The organism is Enterobacter sp. SA197 (assembly GCF_054131575.1).
In genome coordinates, this window is sequence record NZ_CP096393.1 from 2,649,517 (window position 1) to 2,663,863 (window position 14,347).

The following is a 14,347-nucleotide window of genomic DNA, read 5'->3' on the forward strand; positions in this document are numbered from 1 at the left end:
TTGGGACTACAGTTAATGCATCAAAACCAGTGAGGATGTGGGATGAAGCAGACACTGAAATGGGCGTTATGCAGTGCCATCATGGCGTATGGTGCCGCTGCCTGCGCCAATACGACTTTCCAGCTACAATCTCCCGCCTTTGGCGATAACGCGTTAATGGAGAAAAAATTTGCCGGCAACGCGAAAAACAACCCTAACTGTACGGGTGAAAATATCTCCCCGGCGCTGGTCTGGAACAGTCCCCCACCCGAAGCCAAAAGCTTTGCGCTGGTGGTCCACGATCCGGAGGGGGCAACCGGGCTCGGGGTGACGCATCTGGTGGCTTACAATATTCCTCAGGCCACCACGGGCTTCGCGGAAAACGATCTGCGGGACGGAAAAGGCTTTACCGGCGGTAAAAACACACCTGGCAACTTCCGCTGGCACGGCCCCTGCCCCCCGCCGGGTAGCGGCGCGCACCACTATACCTTCACCCTTATTGCCACAAGCCTTGCCCCGGATTTACCCGAAGGGTTAACCCGGGAGCAACTGTTCGAACGTCTGAAGGGCCACACCCTCGCCGCAGCGGGATTAATTGGTCGCTTCGGCCAGTAATCCTTTAAGCTCAGGCAGACAGGAACCACAGTTTGTACCGCAGCGCAGTCGTTGCCCCAGCGCTGCGGTGCTGCTACATCCCTCACTGATGGCCTTGCGAACAGCGTTTTCACCCACGCTGAAGCAACTGCAAATAATGCGCCCTGCTGCCGGTATCTCCGTTGTGCCACTCCCTGCCAGTAGCGCATGGCGATGGCGCGCCGTGGCGGGCGCAGTGGCAAATGCCGCCACGATAGTCTGGTGTGAAACGGCGGGCAACTGCGCGCTGCCCCAGAAACCCAGCATTAATGTCTCCCCCTGCCAGGCCAGCAGCGTAAACCGTGCCCCGGCGCGTAACTGCTGCATCTGCCAGCCACGCTCCCGACAAACCTCCACCAGCCAGGGCGCAATATCGCCATCCCCGGCAAGGGTAAGGTGGGTTAATGTCCCAGCGACTTTACGCGTCCAGTGAAAGACGGGGGAGCGTTGCAGAGCCTCGCGGCTGTAGAGTTCCCCCTGCCATGCAGGCTGCCAGCAGGCCAGGCGCACCGCCGTTTGTTTACTTTCAGGTTGCCCGGAGTGCGGGCAACATACAGGGTCGACCAGCACGTTAACCTTTCCCTGCCGGGCAAAGCACTGGTTCCAGTGCATCGGAGAAAAAAGTCCCCCTGTCCGCTGACCGCTGTCGACCTTTGCCCGGGCGACCATCACGCCACGTGGCGAGCTGATGCGCACCAGCGCCCCATGCGGGATCGCATAACGTTGCGCATCTTCAGGGGCAATCTCAACGAAAGGTTCGCAAATATGCTGCATCAGCTTTTCGACGTTACCGGTGCGGGTCATGGTATGCCACTGGTCGCGGATGCGCCCGGTGTTGAGCAACAGCGGATAACCCGCGCTCACCTGCGCCCGGGTCGCGACAGGGCGCACCGGCACCATCCGCAGTCTGCCCGACGGGCGCCAGCCTCTCTCCAGAGGCAGGGGCGTCATCGGCCACCGGACGGGTTCAAGGGCATCCCACTCATCACGCGTGAGCGCAGCCAGTGCGCTGATGTCAAAAGCACGAGTGCCGTTATTTTCATAACCTGAGAGCGCCGCGTGTTCAGAAAAGAGCTCGTGGGGGTGCTGCCAGCCGAATGCCTCGCGGTGCCCGAGCGCTGCCGCCACACGGGAAATTATCCACCAGTCGGCTTTTGCCTCACCCGGCGGGGGCAAAAACGCCCGCTGCCGAGAGATTCGCCGTTCTGAATTGGTGACGGTCCCCTCTTTTTCACCCCATGCCAGCGCCGGGAAACGGATATGGGCATAGCGGCTGGTGTCCGTATCTGCCGCCACTTCCGAAACCATGACGAGCGGACATTTTGCCAGCGCGGTGCACACCGCGTGGCTGTCCGGCAATGAGACGGCCGGGTTTGTCCCCATGATCCAGACGGCTTTCACCTCACCGCGCCCGATAGCATCAAACAGATCCACCGCCATCAGCCCCGGCGTCTGCGCCAGCCGTTCGGTGCCCCAGAAGCGGGCCAGTCGTGCCAGGTCAGCGGGTTCAAAATTCATGTGCGCCGCCAGTTGGTTCGCCAGCCCGCCGACTTCACGTCCCCCCATCGCATTGGGTTGACCGGTGAGGGAAAACGGGCCGCAACCAGGCCGTGCAAACTTGCCGCTGGCGAGGTGCACATTGATGATGGCGTTACACTTATCGCTGCCGCTGGCGGACTGATTTATGCCCATGGTGTAGAGCGTGACTGCACGCGGCGCCGTCAGGAAAAGATCGAAAAAGGTGCTGACGGCCGCAGGCGGCAAGTCACAGAACGCCGCCACTTTTGCCGTCGTCCACTCGGCGGCAATTGCTAGCGCGTCACCGGCATCATCAAAATCAGCTGCCAGCGCACCGGCCGTCGCGATGGCATTGAGCAACCCGACAAAGAGTCCCGCATCGCTGCCCGGTGCCAGAGCCAGATGCAGGTCGGCAATGTCGCAGGTGGCAGTAACGCGAGGATCAATCACCACCACTCTCATCGCCGGGTTATCCCGCCTGGCCTGCACAATGCGTTGATAAAGCACCGGGTGGGTCCAGGCTGCATTCGACCCCACCAGAATCAGCAAATCTGACGTGTCTATATCGTCATAACTGCATGGCACCACATCCTCACCAAATGCCCGCTTGTAGCCCGTGACGGCGGAGGACATACACAGTCGCGAGTTGGTGTCGATATTGGCCGCGCCAATAAACCCTTTCATCAACTTATTAGCCGCGTAATAGTCTTCGGTCAGCAGCTGACCTGAGGCATAAAATGCCACCGCCTGCGGGCCATATTCCGTGATAATCGCCCTCAGCCGATCGCCCGCCGCCGCCAGTGCCTCTTCCCAGCTGACTCGCTGGTTATCGAGCATCGGCCACAGTAGCCTGTCGCGCGTGGTGGTGGTCTCACCCAGCGCCGATCCTTTAACGCACAACCGTCCGGCGTTGGCCGGGTGGACAGGATCGCCTTTGATACGCACGCCGGCTTCGCTGACCTCAGCCACTACACCGCAGCCCACGCCACAGTAAGGACATGTGGTTAGGGTTTCTGTCATGAGGCCTCCGCACGCATCAGCAACGCCTGATTTCCTACCCAAACTTTACCGCCCTCAACTTTTACCGGCCACGCGCGCACGGCGGGCTCGCCGTCGTCAACGCTGCACCCGTCACGCAGGCGTATACGTTTTTTGTAGAGGGGGGAGATGACCATCGGCTCGCCATTGCTGTCCCCAAGCAGACCGCGGGAGAGCACCCAGGCCTGGCTGCCCGGTTCGCGGTTATCCAGCGCAAACACCGCGTCACCAAAACGGAACAAGGCAATTTGCCGTTCACCCAGACGGGCTCCGATACCGGCCTGTTCGGGGATCTCGTGGAGGGAGCAGATAGCCTGCCACGGGCGCGTCGTGACGGTGCCCTCCTGCCAGGCGGGTGCGGGCGCGCGCTGCGGTTGCCCACGCACGGTTTCGCGGTGGACGGCTTCATCAGGGATATCGCTGTTCACATAGGAGCGGAAAAGGGCAACACGATCCGGGTCATTCAGCGTGGTCTGCCATTCGCACTGGTAGCTTTCCACCACCCGCGCCATCTCCTCTTCCAGTTCACTGCCTATCTGTAAACTGTCGTTCAGGATCACCTCACGCAGGTAGTCAATGCCCCCTTCAAGGTTATCAAGCCAGGTACTGGTGCGTTGCAGACGGTCGGCGGTGCGGATGTAAAACATCAGAAAACGATCGACAGTGCGGATAAGCGTCGCCTCATCCAGGTCACTGGCGAACAGATCCGCGTGGCGTGGCTTCATCCCCCCGTTGCCGCACACATAAAGATTCCAGCCCTTATCGGTGGCAATTACCCCCACATCTTTGCTCTGCGCCTCGGCGCACTCCCGCGTACAACCGGAGACCGCCATTTTTATTTTATGCGGCGCACGCAGCCCTTTGTAACGATGCTCAAGGGTCACGGCAAGGCCAGTAGAATCCTGCACGCCGTAGCGACACCAGGTAGAGCCCACACAGGATTTCACGGTACGGAGTGATTTGCCGTAGGCATGACCGGTCTCAAACCCGGCAGCCACCAGTTCCGACCAGATAGCTGGCAGTTCCTCAAGTCGCGCGCCAAACAGATCAATGCGCTGCCCGCCGGTGACTTTGCTGTAAAGCTGATAGCGTTTTGCTATCTGGCCAATTGCAATCAGTCCATCCGGGGTTACCTCCCCGGCAGGCATGCGCGGCACGATGGAGTAAGTGCCGTCTTTCTGGATATTGGCAAAATAGCGGTCGTTCGTGTCCTGAAGCGGCAGATGGGCAGGTTTGAGCAGATATTCATTCCAGCAGGAGGCAAGAATGGAGCCCACCAGCGGCTTACAGGCTTCGCAGCCGTGACCGCTGCCGTAGCGATGAATGAGCTGGGAAAAGGTACGAATGTGGTTGACCCGTATCAGATGATGCAACGCCTGGCGTGACCAGGGGAAATGCTCGCAGATCTCATTTTTAACCTCCACACCCTGCTGCACCAGTTGGTACTCCATCACCTGTTTTACCAGCGCGCTACATCCGCCACAGCCTGTCGCCGCTTTTGTGCAGTTTTTAATCGCACCCATATCCGTTGCCCCGTTGCTCACCGCAGCACAGATATCCGCTTTGGTCACGTTATGGCAGGAGCAGAGCTGCGCACTCAGGGGCAATGCCGCAACCCCCAACGCTTTCGGTGCACTGCCCGCCAGTGCGGGCAAAATCAGGCTTTCGGGTCGTTCAGGCAGATCCATCTCATTAAGCATCATTTGCAGCAGGGTGGCGTATTCGCTGGCATCACCCACCAGCACGCCGCCGATCAGCCGTTTGCCGTCCTCACTGACGACGATTTTCTTGTAGATTTGCGCAGGTCCGTCGGTCCACTGATAGCTGAGGGAGCCTGGAGTGCGCCCGTGCGCATCGCCAAAGGAGGCCACGTCCACCCCAAGCAGCTTCAGTTTGGTACTCATATCCGCGCCACAAAATTGCGCCGCCTCGCCATTAAGACACCCTGCCACCACACGAGCCATCTGATAACCGGGGGCGACCAGACCAAAGACTTTACCCTGCCACACCGCGCACTCCCCGATGGCAAAAATCCGCGCATCGGACGTGCGACACTCTGCGTCAATCTCTATTCCCCCACGCTCGCCAGTTTGCAGCCCGCTATCTCGGGCCAGCGCGTCCTGAGGACGGATGCCCGCGGAGAAGACAACCATATCGGTGGTCAGGCTTTCACCGTCGGCAAAGTTGAGGGTTAGCCCGCCAGAATGCGTGACAATGTCACGTGTTGATTTGCTGGTGTGCACCTTTACACCCAGGGCGCTGATTTTCTGGCGGAGCATGGCACCGCCCTGTTCATCCAGTTGTACCGCCATCAGCGCCGGAGCAAACTCCACCACGTGGGTGTCGAGGCCCAGCTGTTTTAACGCGTTTGCCGCCTCCAGTCCGAGCAGACCGCCCCCTATCACCACACCCCGTGTGGCCTGCTGCGCATGCGCGGCAATCTTGTCCAGATCGTCCAGAGTACGGTAGACAAAACAGCCTTCGCTGTCGTGGCCCGCAACGGGAGGTACAAAGGGATACGAGCCGGTCGCGAGCACCAGTTTGTCCCAGTGCGTTTCGTGGCCTTCGGCATCGCGTACCACCTGCAGGTCGCGATCGATCTCCACCACCTGGTGCGCCAGGCGCAGCTCAATATCATGTTCGACAAAGAAATTGTCCTGCACCATCGACAGAGAGTGCGCACTGCGCCCGGCAAAATACTCCGAGAGGTGAACACGGTCATAGGCGGCGTACTGTTCAGCCCCAAATACCACGATGTGATACCTATGATGCAGATCACGGCTGACGCACTGCTCAAGAAAATGGTGGCCGACCATGCCATGCCCGACCACAACCAGTGTTGGTTTTGTCATCATTGGAATTCCTGCAACCGGCGGCTGCGCTGAAAAGTTGTCGAAAAGCCAGCCCGCCAGCGGCGCGTCTGGCGAATTGAGTCGTTCGGTAAGTGCGGCGGCACTGCTGCAGTCGCCCAGCAGCAGCACCCCGTCCAGTCGTCCGTTACGCACCAGCAGGCGACGATAATGGCCGCAAAGGGGGTCAAAGGTGGTCCAGACCTCATCCTGCGGCTCTGCCTGCACTCGCCCGGCACTAAAGAGATCGATGCCGGTGACTTTGAGACGCGTGCCCCTGTCCTGCCAGGTGAAATCCGCCTGGGCTTCGCCCAGCAGTCTCGCCGCCAGTACCTCGGCCTGAGAGAGACAGGGCGCCACCAGCCCCCGGAGCTGACCGTTGATTTCGCAACACTCGCCTATGGCGCTCACGCCCTGGATGGCGGTGCGCATCTGTCCGTCAACCATAATGCCCTGCGAACAGGGAATACCGCTCGCCCGGGCGAGAGAGATGGCCGGGCGCACGCCGGTTGCCATCACCACACGTGTCGTCGGGATCACCCGGCCGCTGGTAAGCGCGACATGGGTGGCAGTGATTTCGCTTATGCCGGTGGAAAACTCGCAGACGATGCCCCGGCGGGTGAGCAGTCCGGCCAGTACGCTCGCGGCCTGTTCATCAAGCTGCTGTTCCATCAACCAGTCTGCGCGGCTGACCAGAGTGACGTTGTCACCTCTGTGGCGCAGTGCCGCGGCGGCCTCCACCCCTAATACTCCGCCACCCAGCACCACGACAGGTCCGTGCCCTGCCAGAATCGCGGTCACATCATCGAGCGTGCGAAAGGGACGTACATGCGGTAAATCATGCCCCGCTAACGGCGGCACGAAGGGCACGGAACCGGTGGCGAAAACCAGTTCATCCCATTTCAGCAGCCGCCTGTCGGTGCGAACCTGACGCTTTATGAGATCCACCTCGCCTGCCCGTTCGCCGCGTAACACGGTGATATTGCGCGTGCTGTACCAGCGTTCATCATGCAGAACGGTGTCAGCGAAGGCTTTTTCACCGCTCAGTACCGGGGAGAGCTGGATACGGTTATAGGCGGGTGCGGGTTCATCGCCGATGAGGGTGATGGCGAAGCGACCGTTGCCGGCTGCCGTGAGTTTTTCCACCAGCCGGGTGGCCGCCATGCCGTTGCCGATAATGATCAGTCGCGTCGTCATCGCTGCGCCTCATGCCGCTTTCGGCTGTTTTTCATAGAGGAACTGCAGGATCTGCTGGCGCAGGTGGTGGTAACGGCTGTCATCCGCCAGCTGGACCCGGTTGCGGGGCCGTGGCAGATTAACCCTGACAATATCGCCCACCGTCGCCGCCGGGCCGTTGGTCATCATCAGCACCCGGTCAGAGAGCAGAACAGCTTCGTCCACGTCGTGGGTTATCAGCACAATGGTGGTGTTGAGCGACTGCTGAATGTGCATCACTGTGTCCTGCAGATGCGCGCGGGTCAGCGCATCCAGCGCGCCAAAGGGCTCATCCATCAGCAATACTTTGGGTTTCATCGCCAGCGCACGGGCTATACCTATGCGCTGTTTCATCCCACCGGAAATCTCGCCGGGACGCTTGTGCAGAGCGTGGGCCATCTGTACGCACGCCAGATTGTGTTCAATCCACTCCCGGCGCTCGGCTTTACTCATGGTGCGGCGAAATACCTGGTCTACCGCCAGGGCAACGTTGTCGAAGCAGGTGAGCCAGGGCAGCAGAGAGTGATTCTGGAATACCACCGCACGCTCCGGCCCCGGCCCGGCTATTTCCCGGTTATCACACAGCAGCCCGCCCTCGGTGGGGAGCGTGATCCCAGCGATGAGGTTGAGTAAGGTAGATTTACCGCAGCCAGAGTGACCAATCAGGCTCAGGGTCTCCCCTTCCTGGATGTCAAAAGAGACGTTGTGCAGCGCCACAAAGTCACCATCGGCAGTGGAGAAACGCTGACTGACGGCCTGGACCTGAATTAAGGGTTTTATGCTCATGATTATTTCTCCTGCCAGCTAAAGCGACGCGCCACCAGCATCAGCCCCTGCTCCAGCAGCAGGCCAACCACGCCGATAATGACGATGGCGATCAGAATGTTTTCTACATTGAGGTTGTTCCATTCGTTCCAGATCCAGAAACCGATGCCCAGCCCGCCGGTGAGCATCTCAGCGGCCACAATGACCAGCCAGGCAATGCCAATCGACAGACGCACGCCGGTCAGTACCGCAGGCAACACCGCCGGAAAGAGGATGCGGCGCATCACGGTCCATTCAGAAAGTTGCAGTACGCGGGCTACGTTCAGGTAGTCCTCCGGGATACGTCGCACCCCTTCGGCGGTGTTAATGACCATCGGCCAGATGGAGCAGATAAAGATGGTCCAGCTTGAGGCCGGTTCCGCTTTCTGGAACAGCAGCAGGCCAATCGGTAGCCAGGCCAGCGGGCTGACCGGGCGCAGTAGCGCAATCAACGGGTTAAACATGCGGGCACAAAAGAGAAAGCGGCCAATCAAAAAGCCCAGTGGAATACCCACCAGCGCGGCCAGGCCAAAACCGATACCTACACGTTGCAGCGAGGCGAGTACGTTCCAGCCAATGCCCATATCGTTCGGCCCGTCACGGTAGAAGGGATCGGCGAACAGGGTGATGGCTGAATCCAGGGTACTGAGCGGTGTCGGGAAGCCTTTACTGTTGATAGCGGCCAGTTGCCAGGCCACCAGCAGCAGCCCCAGCCCCAACAGGCCAGGAAAGATACGTTCCGCGATGGCGCGCGTTTTACGCGACCAGGAGGGTGCGTTGCGGCGCACCTGCACGGCAGGGATAACAAAGACCCCGGCGGTGGTGGACGTCGGTTCGACGCGCTGAAGTTTATGTGCGTGTTTCATCTCAGACCCCTGTACGTTGAATAGCAAAAGATGTTGCGTACTGTTCCGGCGCATCGCCGGTCCAGCGCGTGCCGTCCATCAGCGTGCTGGTTCGCAGGCTGCGGGTCGGTATGTCTATCCCGCCGAGGGCGGTCGCCGCCTCTTTCCAGACATCAGTGCGGTTAATGCGACTGGCAATCGCCAGGTAGTCCGGCGCCGATTTCAGAAGCCCCCAGCGTCGAAACTGGGTGAGGAACCACATCCCGTCGGAAAGCCAGGGGTAGCTCACCTGCCCTTCATTGAAGAAACGGATGGCATGGGCATCCTGCCAGCGCTGCCCCGCGCCATTGTCGTACTCCCCCAGCATCCGCCCGGTCAGGTACTGCTCTTTGGTGTTAAGCCAGGCACGACGCGCAAGGATGCGGGCGGTTTCGCGCCGGTTATCAGATGAGGCATCTATCCAGCGCGCCGCCTCCATCACCGCACACACCAGCGCGCGGGCGGTGTTGGGGTTTTGCGCAACCCAGGCGCTGCGGGTACCGAGGATCTTTTCCGGGTGATCCGGCCAGATGGACTGGCTGGTGGCGGCGGTAAAACCGATGCGATCATTAATAGCGCGGGCATTCCAGGGCTCGCCCACACAAAAACCGACCATGTTGCCGATACGCATGTTCATCACCATTTGTGGCGGCGGTACAACGACGGTACGAATGTCAGTGAAGGGGTTGATGCCGCCGCTCGCCAGCCAGTAGTAGAGCCACATGGCATGGGTGCCGGTCGGGAAGGTATGGGCGAAGGTATAGCTGCCCGCTTCGCTTTGCCCGATCAGGTTTTTCAGCTGCTCAAGGCCGGTTACTCCCTTCTCCTGTAAATCAGCGGAGAGGGTGATCCCCTGCCCGTTCTGGTTCAGCGTCATCAGGTTGGCCATCGCCTGGGGTTTACCGGCAATGCCCAGCTCCAGGCCATAAAGCAATCCATAGAGCATGTGGGCCGCATCCAGTTCGCCGGATACCAGTTTGTCGCGAACGGCAGCCCAACTGGCCTCTTTCGTGGGAACAAGCGTAATGCCGTATTTTTTATCGAAGCCTTTCAACGCCGCGATAACCAGCGGCGCACAGTCGGTGAGCGGAATAAACCCGACCCGCACCGTAGCCTGTTCCGGTTTGTCTGAACCGGCAGCCCAGGCGGTGTGCATCACCCCCGGCAGCAGCATGGCACCACCAAGCGCGACACCTGCCTTAAGAAAACGCCGTCGCGTTAAAGAAACGACTGAATCACCCATACGCACTCCCGAAGCAAAAAAAAAGCGCCCGATGGTGCTTAGCACCACAGGACGCCTTTATCCGTGAAACGGGTTAACCGCCATTGGTTACCGTTTCTGTTGTCTGAATCTCAACCTCAATGATGCAATGGTTGTGCCAGGATTTTTTGGCCTGTTTTGCCGCCTGGCCGCGTATACGCTGTTATTTCGCACACTCGTTGTGCAACCCGTGCCCACCGATCGTGCATCTACTCCTTAGGGGTTAGCTCCCATAGTGAGCGCACCGTGAGCAGAGCGCGGGCGATATCTACCATGCGTTGATTTTTGTCCATCGCCATTTTTCGCAGGCACTGCCAGGCCTGTTCTTCACTCAGTTGCTGGTGATTCATTAACACGCTTTTGGCTTTATCGATGATCCGCCGCTCTTCGAGAGTATCTTTCAGCGAGGCCAGTTGCTGACTGAGCTGTTCGATTTCCTGCGCCTGCTGGCGTACCAGCGGCAACAGAGTTTTATCCTGCCAGAGGAGGGCGACCTCAGGAGCGAACTGCTGCGTATGCCGGGCGATGAGGTCGTCATCCTCACTGAGCAGGCGTTCGGTTTCCCGGTTAAGTGCTGTAATCAGCGTCTCTTCAAGCGTGCGCAGCTGTTCGAGTCGTTGTGTTTGCAGGGAGAACCAGCGGAGTGCGTTGTCACCTTTATCCTGGGGCGGCATTCGGGTGCAGGCAAGGCGGCGCATCTGTTCAGTCTCAAGCCCTGCGCCGCAGGTTTCACTGAACAACGCCGCGATGCCGGGATCGGTGAGGGAAAGAAAGGTATCAAAGCACGACTGCTGCCCGTCAATCCTGTCAACCAGCGCCTGTCTCTGCCCGCTACTGAACTGCCCGTGGGTGAAACCCAACGCCCCGAGTGCCCGCTCCTGGCCGACCAGCTCTTTACCCTGCATAAAGCTGTAAAGCGCTACCAGTCGGGCGGCTATCGCCGGATCGTCAATACTGTCATTAAGCCGGGGAATAATACTCAGCAACTGGCTGAGAATGCGACTGAACTGGGCCATCGCCAGTTCAGCATCAATCTCGCCCTCTTTTATTTGTTTTCTGAGCAGCGGAAGTTGTTCAAGTCCCGCAACAGCGGCGGCGATTCGGTGGCATAATGCACTGCTGGTTAAGGGCTTAAGCCCGTCAAGCACCGGCATCAGCACCGCTATCTGCTCGTCTGCCAGGGCACTGCTGGCCCGGCACTCAAGCCCGTAAAGCCGCCCCCGGGAACAGAGCCAGATATTTGACGCCCCCCGCTCGCATTGCAGCATGTGGGTCAGATGACTGATTTTCCCGGCCAGCACCCCTAACTGGGCAAGCTGACGAAGCTGATTTTTCTGGATGTGACGCGCGTAGCGAAACCAGGCTGTAGCGTCGGTCCGTTCATTCATGCTGACTCTCCGGTTACCTCTCTTACCGGTGAGTTGCAATAACCATGCCCTCCGAAGGAGTGAAGATGCAAAAGATTGTGATTGTCGCCAACGGCGCCGCCTACGGTAGTGAGTCTTTGTTCAACAGCCTGCGTCTGGCGATAGCCCTGCGCGAACAAGAGAGCAGCCTGCAACTGCGTCTGTTTCTGATGTCTGACGCGGTGACAGCCGGTTTACGCGGGCAAAAACCGGCCGAAGGCTACAATATTCAGCAAATGCTGGAGATCCTGACGGCGCAGGGGGTGGCGGTGAAACTCTGTAAAACCTGTACTGACGGGCGCGGCATCACCGCCCTGCCGTTGGTAGAGGGAGTAGAGATTGGTACGCTGGTGGAGCTGGCACAGTGGACACTCGACGCCGACAAAGTATTAACCTTCTGATAATTACGCTTCTTTAATACTTTTTTCTTATGGGTGCCTGCATGGCATCAAGTTTGCCTGCTGCGTTGCCGATAGGCATTACAGACAACACAGCAGGTACTATAACTATGTTCAGATCCATTCGTGCTCGTATCATTACAGCGACGGCGGGCTGTCTCGCCATTGCGCTGCTTCTTAACACCATCATTAACTATCAGGTAACCCGCCAACATAATCAGGAGGCGCAGCAAAACATTCTCGCCAGCACCAGTAGCAGTCATGGTCTTGCCATCGCCGATTGGGTCAACAGCAAGATGACTGCTATCAACTCATTGCAAAAGGTCGCGCTGACTGATGACCCTGTTCCGGTCTTTACTCAGGTGGCACAGGCGGGCGGGTTCATTAACGTTTACGTTGGCTATGCGACGAAAACGGCAAAGTTCTCCAACCCGGACGGCGTACCGGCAGATTATGATCCGACCATTCGCCCCTGGTATCAGCAGGCCGTCAGCGCTGACGCCCCTGTCGTCACTGCACCTTACGTGGATGCGGGCAGCGGCAAGCTGGTGGTCACCTTCTCCGTACCGGTTAAAGAAAATGGCACACTGAAAGCCGTGGTGTCGGGGGATGTGTCGATGGACAGCGTGGTTGCTAACGTGCGTGGAGTCAGCCCTACACCGAACAGCAGCGGTCTGCTGCTCGACAGTGACGGCACCATCATTGCCGCCAGTGACCCAAAACTGACGCTCAAACCCTTCACCGAGGCCATCGATGGCGTGCCGTTAGCGGCGTTGCTGTCGGGTGAATCGGTTCACGGTACGCTCGCGGGTGAGGACAAAGAGTTTCTTGCCAGTAACGTGAAAGGCACCCACTGGCAACTGCTGGTTGCGCTGGACAGTGCCGACTCCACCACCGGCCTGCGCGCGCAACTTAAAGCCTCTGCCATTTCGCTGGTTGTGCTGGTGCTGCTTGCCGGTGCGCTTATGCACTGGATTGTCGCCACTATGCTGCAACGGTTGCTCACCATCCGCGATGCGATGAATGCAATCAGTAGCGGGACGGATGATCTCTCTCAACGCCTGCCGGAACAGGGTAACGACGAGGTGGCGCAAATCGCGCACGCCTTTAATGCTTTCAGCGACAAGCTGTCGGTCGTCATGGTTAAACTGCGCGATTCCAGCACCTCGGTTCAGCAGGCGGCACAGGAGATTGCCGCTGGAAACCGCGATCTCTCCGGGCGTACCGAACAGGCTGCCTCAAGCCTGCGGGAAACCGCCAGTGCCGTCGAGCAGATTACCGCCTCCGTTGCGCAGTCTACCGACTCAGCGGCACAGGCCAACACGCAGGCGCATACTGCTTCTGAGGCCGCCTCGCGTGGTGGACAGGTTGTTTCCCAGGCCATCAACACCATGCAATCCATTGAGGTCGCCTCCGCAAGGATTGGTGACATTACCAGCGTGATTGACGGTATTGCCTTCCAGACTAACATCCTTGCGCTGAACGCCGCCGTGGAGGCCGCGCGGGCAGGTGAACAGGGTCGCGGGTTCGCCGTTGTCGCAGGCGAAGTACGCAACCTGGCAAGCCGCAGCGCGCAGGCGGCGAAGGAGATTAAAACGCTGATCGACTCCACCACACAAAGCGTGGCAACCGGCTCGCGTTACGTGCGTCTGGCAGGAGAGAGCATGGGTGAGATAGTCTCCAGTATCGACAGCGTGTCGGTTATCATGCGTGAGATTACGGTGGCGACCAACGAACAGATGAAAGGCGTGCAGGAAATTAATCATGCGGTCATCGACCTCGATCGCATGGTGCAGCAAAACGCCGAACTGGTGATTCAGTCTGCCGCCGCCGCAGGGGCATTGCAGACCCAGGCGGGCGAGCTTGCTGAAACCGCAGGGCATTTCCGCATTTAATCTTTTGTCGGCGCCGTTTTGCCACGCTTTACTGCGCCGACCTATTTCCCCACCGAATATTGTCATTTTTGTTTAATCGTTACGCCATTAGTTGATCAAAATCAGCATCCGCTTCGCTCGCGTTTGGTGTTATGCCATGAGTGATTTGTGAACTGCATCACGCACGGGAGCTTCCCGCAGGGAGTGCGTTGTTGATAATGACGGGGTTAAAAAATGGCGTTGGTAAAGGCAAGTTTGAAGTTATTTGGTGGGGATACGGTAGTCGTACGCTGTTCTGAGAATTGTCATATCCATCTGATGAGCGAGAAGAGTCAAGCGTCCGCCGCTCAACGGGATGTACTGAGCGTCCAGAATCGCGCCAGCGCATATCTGGCCGTACCTTACAGTGGTATCTGGAATGTGCTGATCGACAGCCACAGCCAGACGCTGGAGCACTCAATCAGCTACGTTCCTGCCTGATTGCGGTT

At 58.9% G+C, this 14,347-nt stretch carries 10 protein-coding genes; 4 read left to right on the forward strand and 6 right to left on the reverse strand.

Translation table 11 applies throughout. The features are described 5' to 3' along the window. Positions 1 to 42: 42 nt before the first annotated feature. Positions 43 to 594, forward strand: coding sequence for a YbhB/YbcL family Raf kinase inhibitor-like protein (locus tag M1D91_RS12370; protein ID WP_437432852.1), 552 nt, complete (start codon positions 43 to 45; stop codon positions 592 to 594). Here the strand turns inward: M1D91_RS12370 and M1D91_RS12375 are convergent. The 6 genes from M1D91_RS12375 to nasR all read right to left on the reverse strand — a co-directional run bounded on the left by M1D91_RS12375 (position 571) and on the right by nasR (position 11,569). Beyond that, on the reverse strand, positions 571 to 3,150 hold the full coding sequence (locus M1D91_RS12375) for a nitrate reductase (protein WP_437432853.1): 2,580 nt from the start codon (positions 3,148 to 3,150) through the stop codon (positions 571 to 573). The two genes, M1D91_RS12370 and M1D91_RS12375, sit on opposite strands and share 24 nt — an antisense overlap. Then, a complete protein-coding gene (nirB, locus tag M1D91_RS12380; protein ID WP_437432854.1) occupies positions 3,147 to 7,214 on the reverse strand; it encodes a nitrite reductase large subunit NirB in 4,068 nt (1,355 codons plus the stop codon). Before nirB ends, M1D91_RS12375 begins: the two co-directional genes overlap by 4 nt. 9 nt (positions 7,215 to 7,223) lie before the next feature. Further along, a complete protein-coding gene (locus M1D91_RS12385; RefSeq protein ID WP_437432941.1) occupies positions 7,224 to 8,012 on the reverse strand; it encodes an ABC transporter ATP-binding protein in 789 nt (262 codons plus the stop codon). 8 nt (positions 8,013 to 8,020) lie between these two features. Then, complete coding sequence (gene ntrB / locus M1D91_RS12390; RefSeq protein WP_437432855.1) at positions 8,021 to 8,902, reverse strand: nitrate ABC transporter permease; 882 nt, start codon at positions 8,900 to 8,902, stop codon at positions 8,021 to 8,023. Between the two features lies 1 nt (position 8,903). After that, a complete protein-coding gene (locus M1D91_RS12395; protein ID WP_437432856.1) occupies positions 8,904 to 10,163 on the reverse strand; it encodes a CmpA/NrtA family ABC transporter substrate-binding protein in 1,260 nt (419 codons plus the stop codon). Positions 10,164 to 10,390: 227 nt separating this feature from the next. Then, complete coding sequence (gene nasR, locus M1D91_RS12400) at positions 10,391 to 11,569, reverse strand: nitrate regulatory protein NasR (RefSeq protein ID WP_437432857.1); 1,179 nt, start codon at positions 11,567 to 11,569, stop codon at positions 10,391 to 10,393. Between the two features lie 65 nt (positions 11,570 to 11,634). Here nasR and M1D91_RS12405 point away from each other — a divergent pair, with 65 nt between their 5' ends. The 3 genes from M1D91_RS12405 (at position 11,635) to M1D91_RS12415 (ending at position 14,339) form a co-directional block, all read left to right on the forward strand. After that, complete coding sequence (locus M1D91_RS12405; RefSeq protein ID WP_437432858.1) at positions 11,635 to 11,988, forward strand: DsrE/DsrF/TusD sulfur relay family protein; 354 nt, start codon at positions 11,635 to 11,637, stop codon at positions 11,986 to 11,988. Positions 11,989 to 12,095: 107 nt separating this feature from the next. Beyond that, complete coding sequence (locus tag M1D91_RS12410; RefSeq protein WP_437432859.1) at positions 12,096 to 13,880, forward strand: methyl-accepting chemotaxis protein; 1,785 nt, start codon at positions 12,096 to 12,098, stop codon at positions 13,878 to 13,880. A 213-nt stretch (positions 13,881 to 14,093) separates the two neighbouring features. Beyond that, on the forward strand, positions 14,094 to 14,339 hold the full coding sequence (locus M1D91_RS12415; protein WP_437432860.1) for a DUF1883 domain-containing protein: 246 nt from the start codon (positions 14,094 to 14,096) through the stop codon (positions 14,337 to 14,339). The last annotated feature ends 8 nt before the right edge of the window (positions 14,340 to 14,347 follow it).

What these genes read in the sequence shown, in the direction of transcription:
- M1D91_RS12370 (WP_437432852.1), top strand. Translation starts at nt 43, where the DNA reads ATGAAGCAGACACTGAAATGGGCGTTATGCAGTGCCATCATGGCGTAT.
- M1D91_RS12375 (WP_437432853.1), bottom strand. Translation starts at nt 3,150, where the DNA reads ATGACAGAAACCCTAACCACATGTCCTTACTGTGGCGTGGGCTGCGGT.
- nirB (WP_437432854.1), bottom strand. Translation starts at nt 7,214, where the DNA reads ATGACGACGCGACTGATCATTATCGGCAACGGCATGGCGGCCACCCGG.
- ntrB (WP_437432855.1), bottom strand. Translation starts at nt 8,902, where the DNA reads ATGAAACACGCACATAAACTTCAGCGCGTCGAACCGACGTCCACCACC.
- M1D91_RS12395 (WP_437432856.1), bottom strand. Translation starts at nt 10,163, where the DNA reads ATGGGTGATTCAGTCGTTTCTTTAACGCGACGGCGTTTTCTTAAGGCA.
- nasR (WP_437432857.1), bottom strand. Translation starts at nt 11,569, where the DNA reads ATGAATGAACGGACCGACGCTACAGCCTGGTTTCGCTACGCGCGTCAC.
- M1D91_RS12405 (WP_437432858.1), top strand. Translation starts at nt 11,635, where the DNA reads ATGCAAAAGATTGTGATTGTCGCCAACGGCGCCGCCTACGGTAGTGAG.
- M1D91_RS12410 (WP_437432859.1), top strand. Translation starts at nt 12,096, where the DNA reads ATGTTCAGATCCATTCGTGCTCGTATCATTACAGCGACGGCGGGCTGT.
- M1D91_RS12415 (WP_437432860.1), top strand. Translation starts at nt 14,094, where the DNA reads ATGGCGTTGGTAAAGGCAAGTTTGAAGTTATTTGGTGGGGATACGGTA.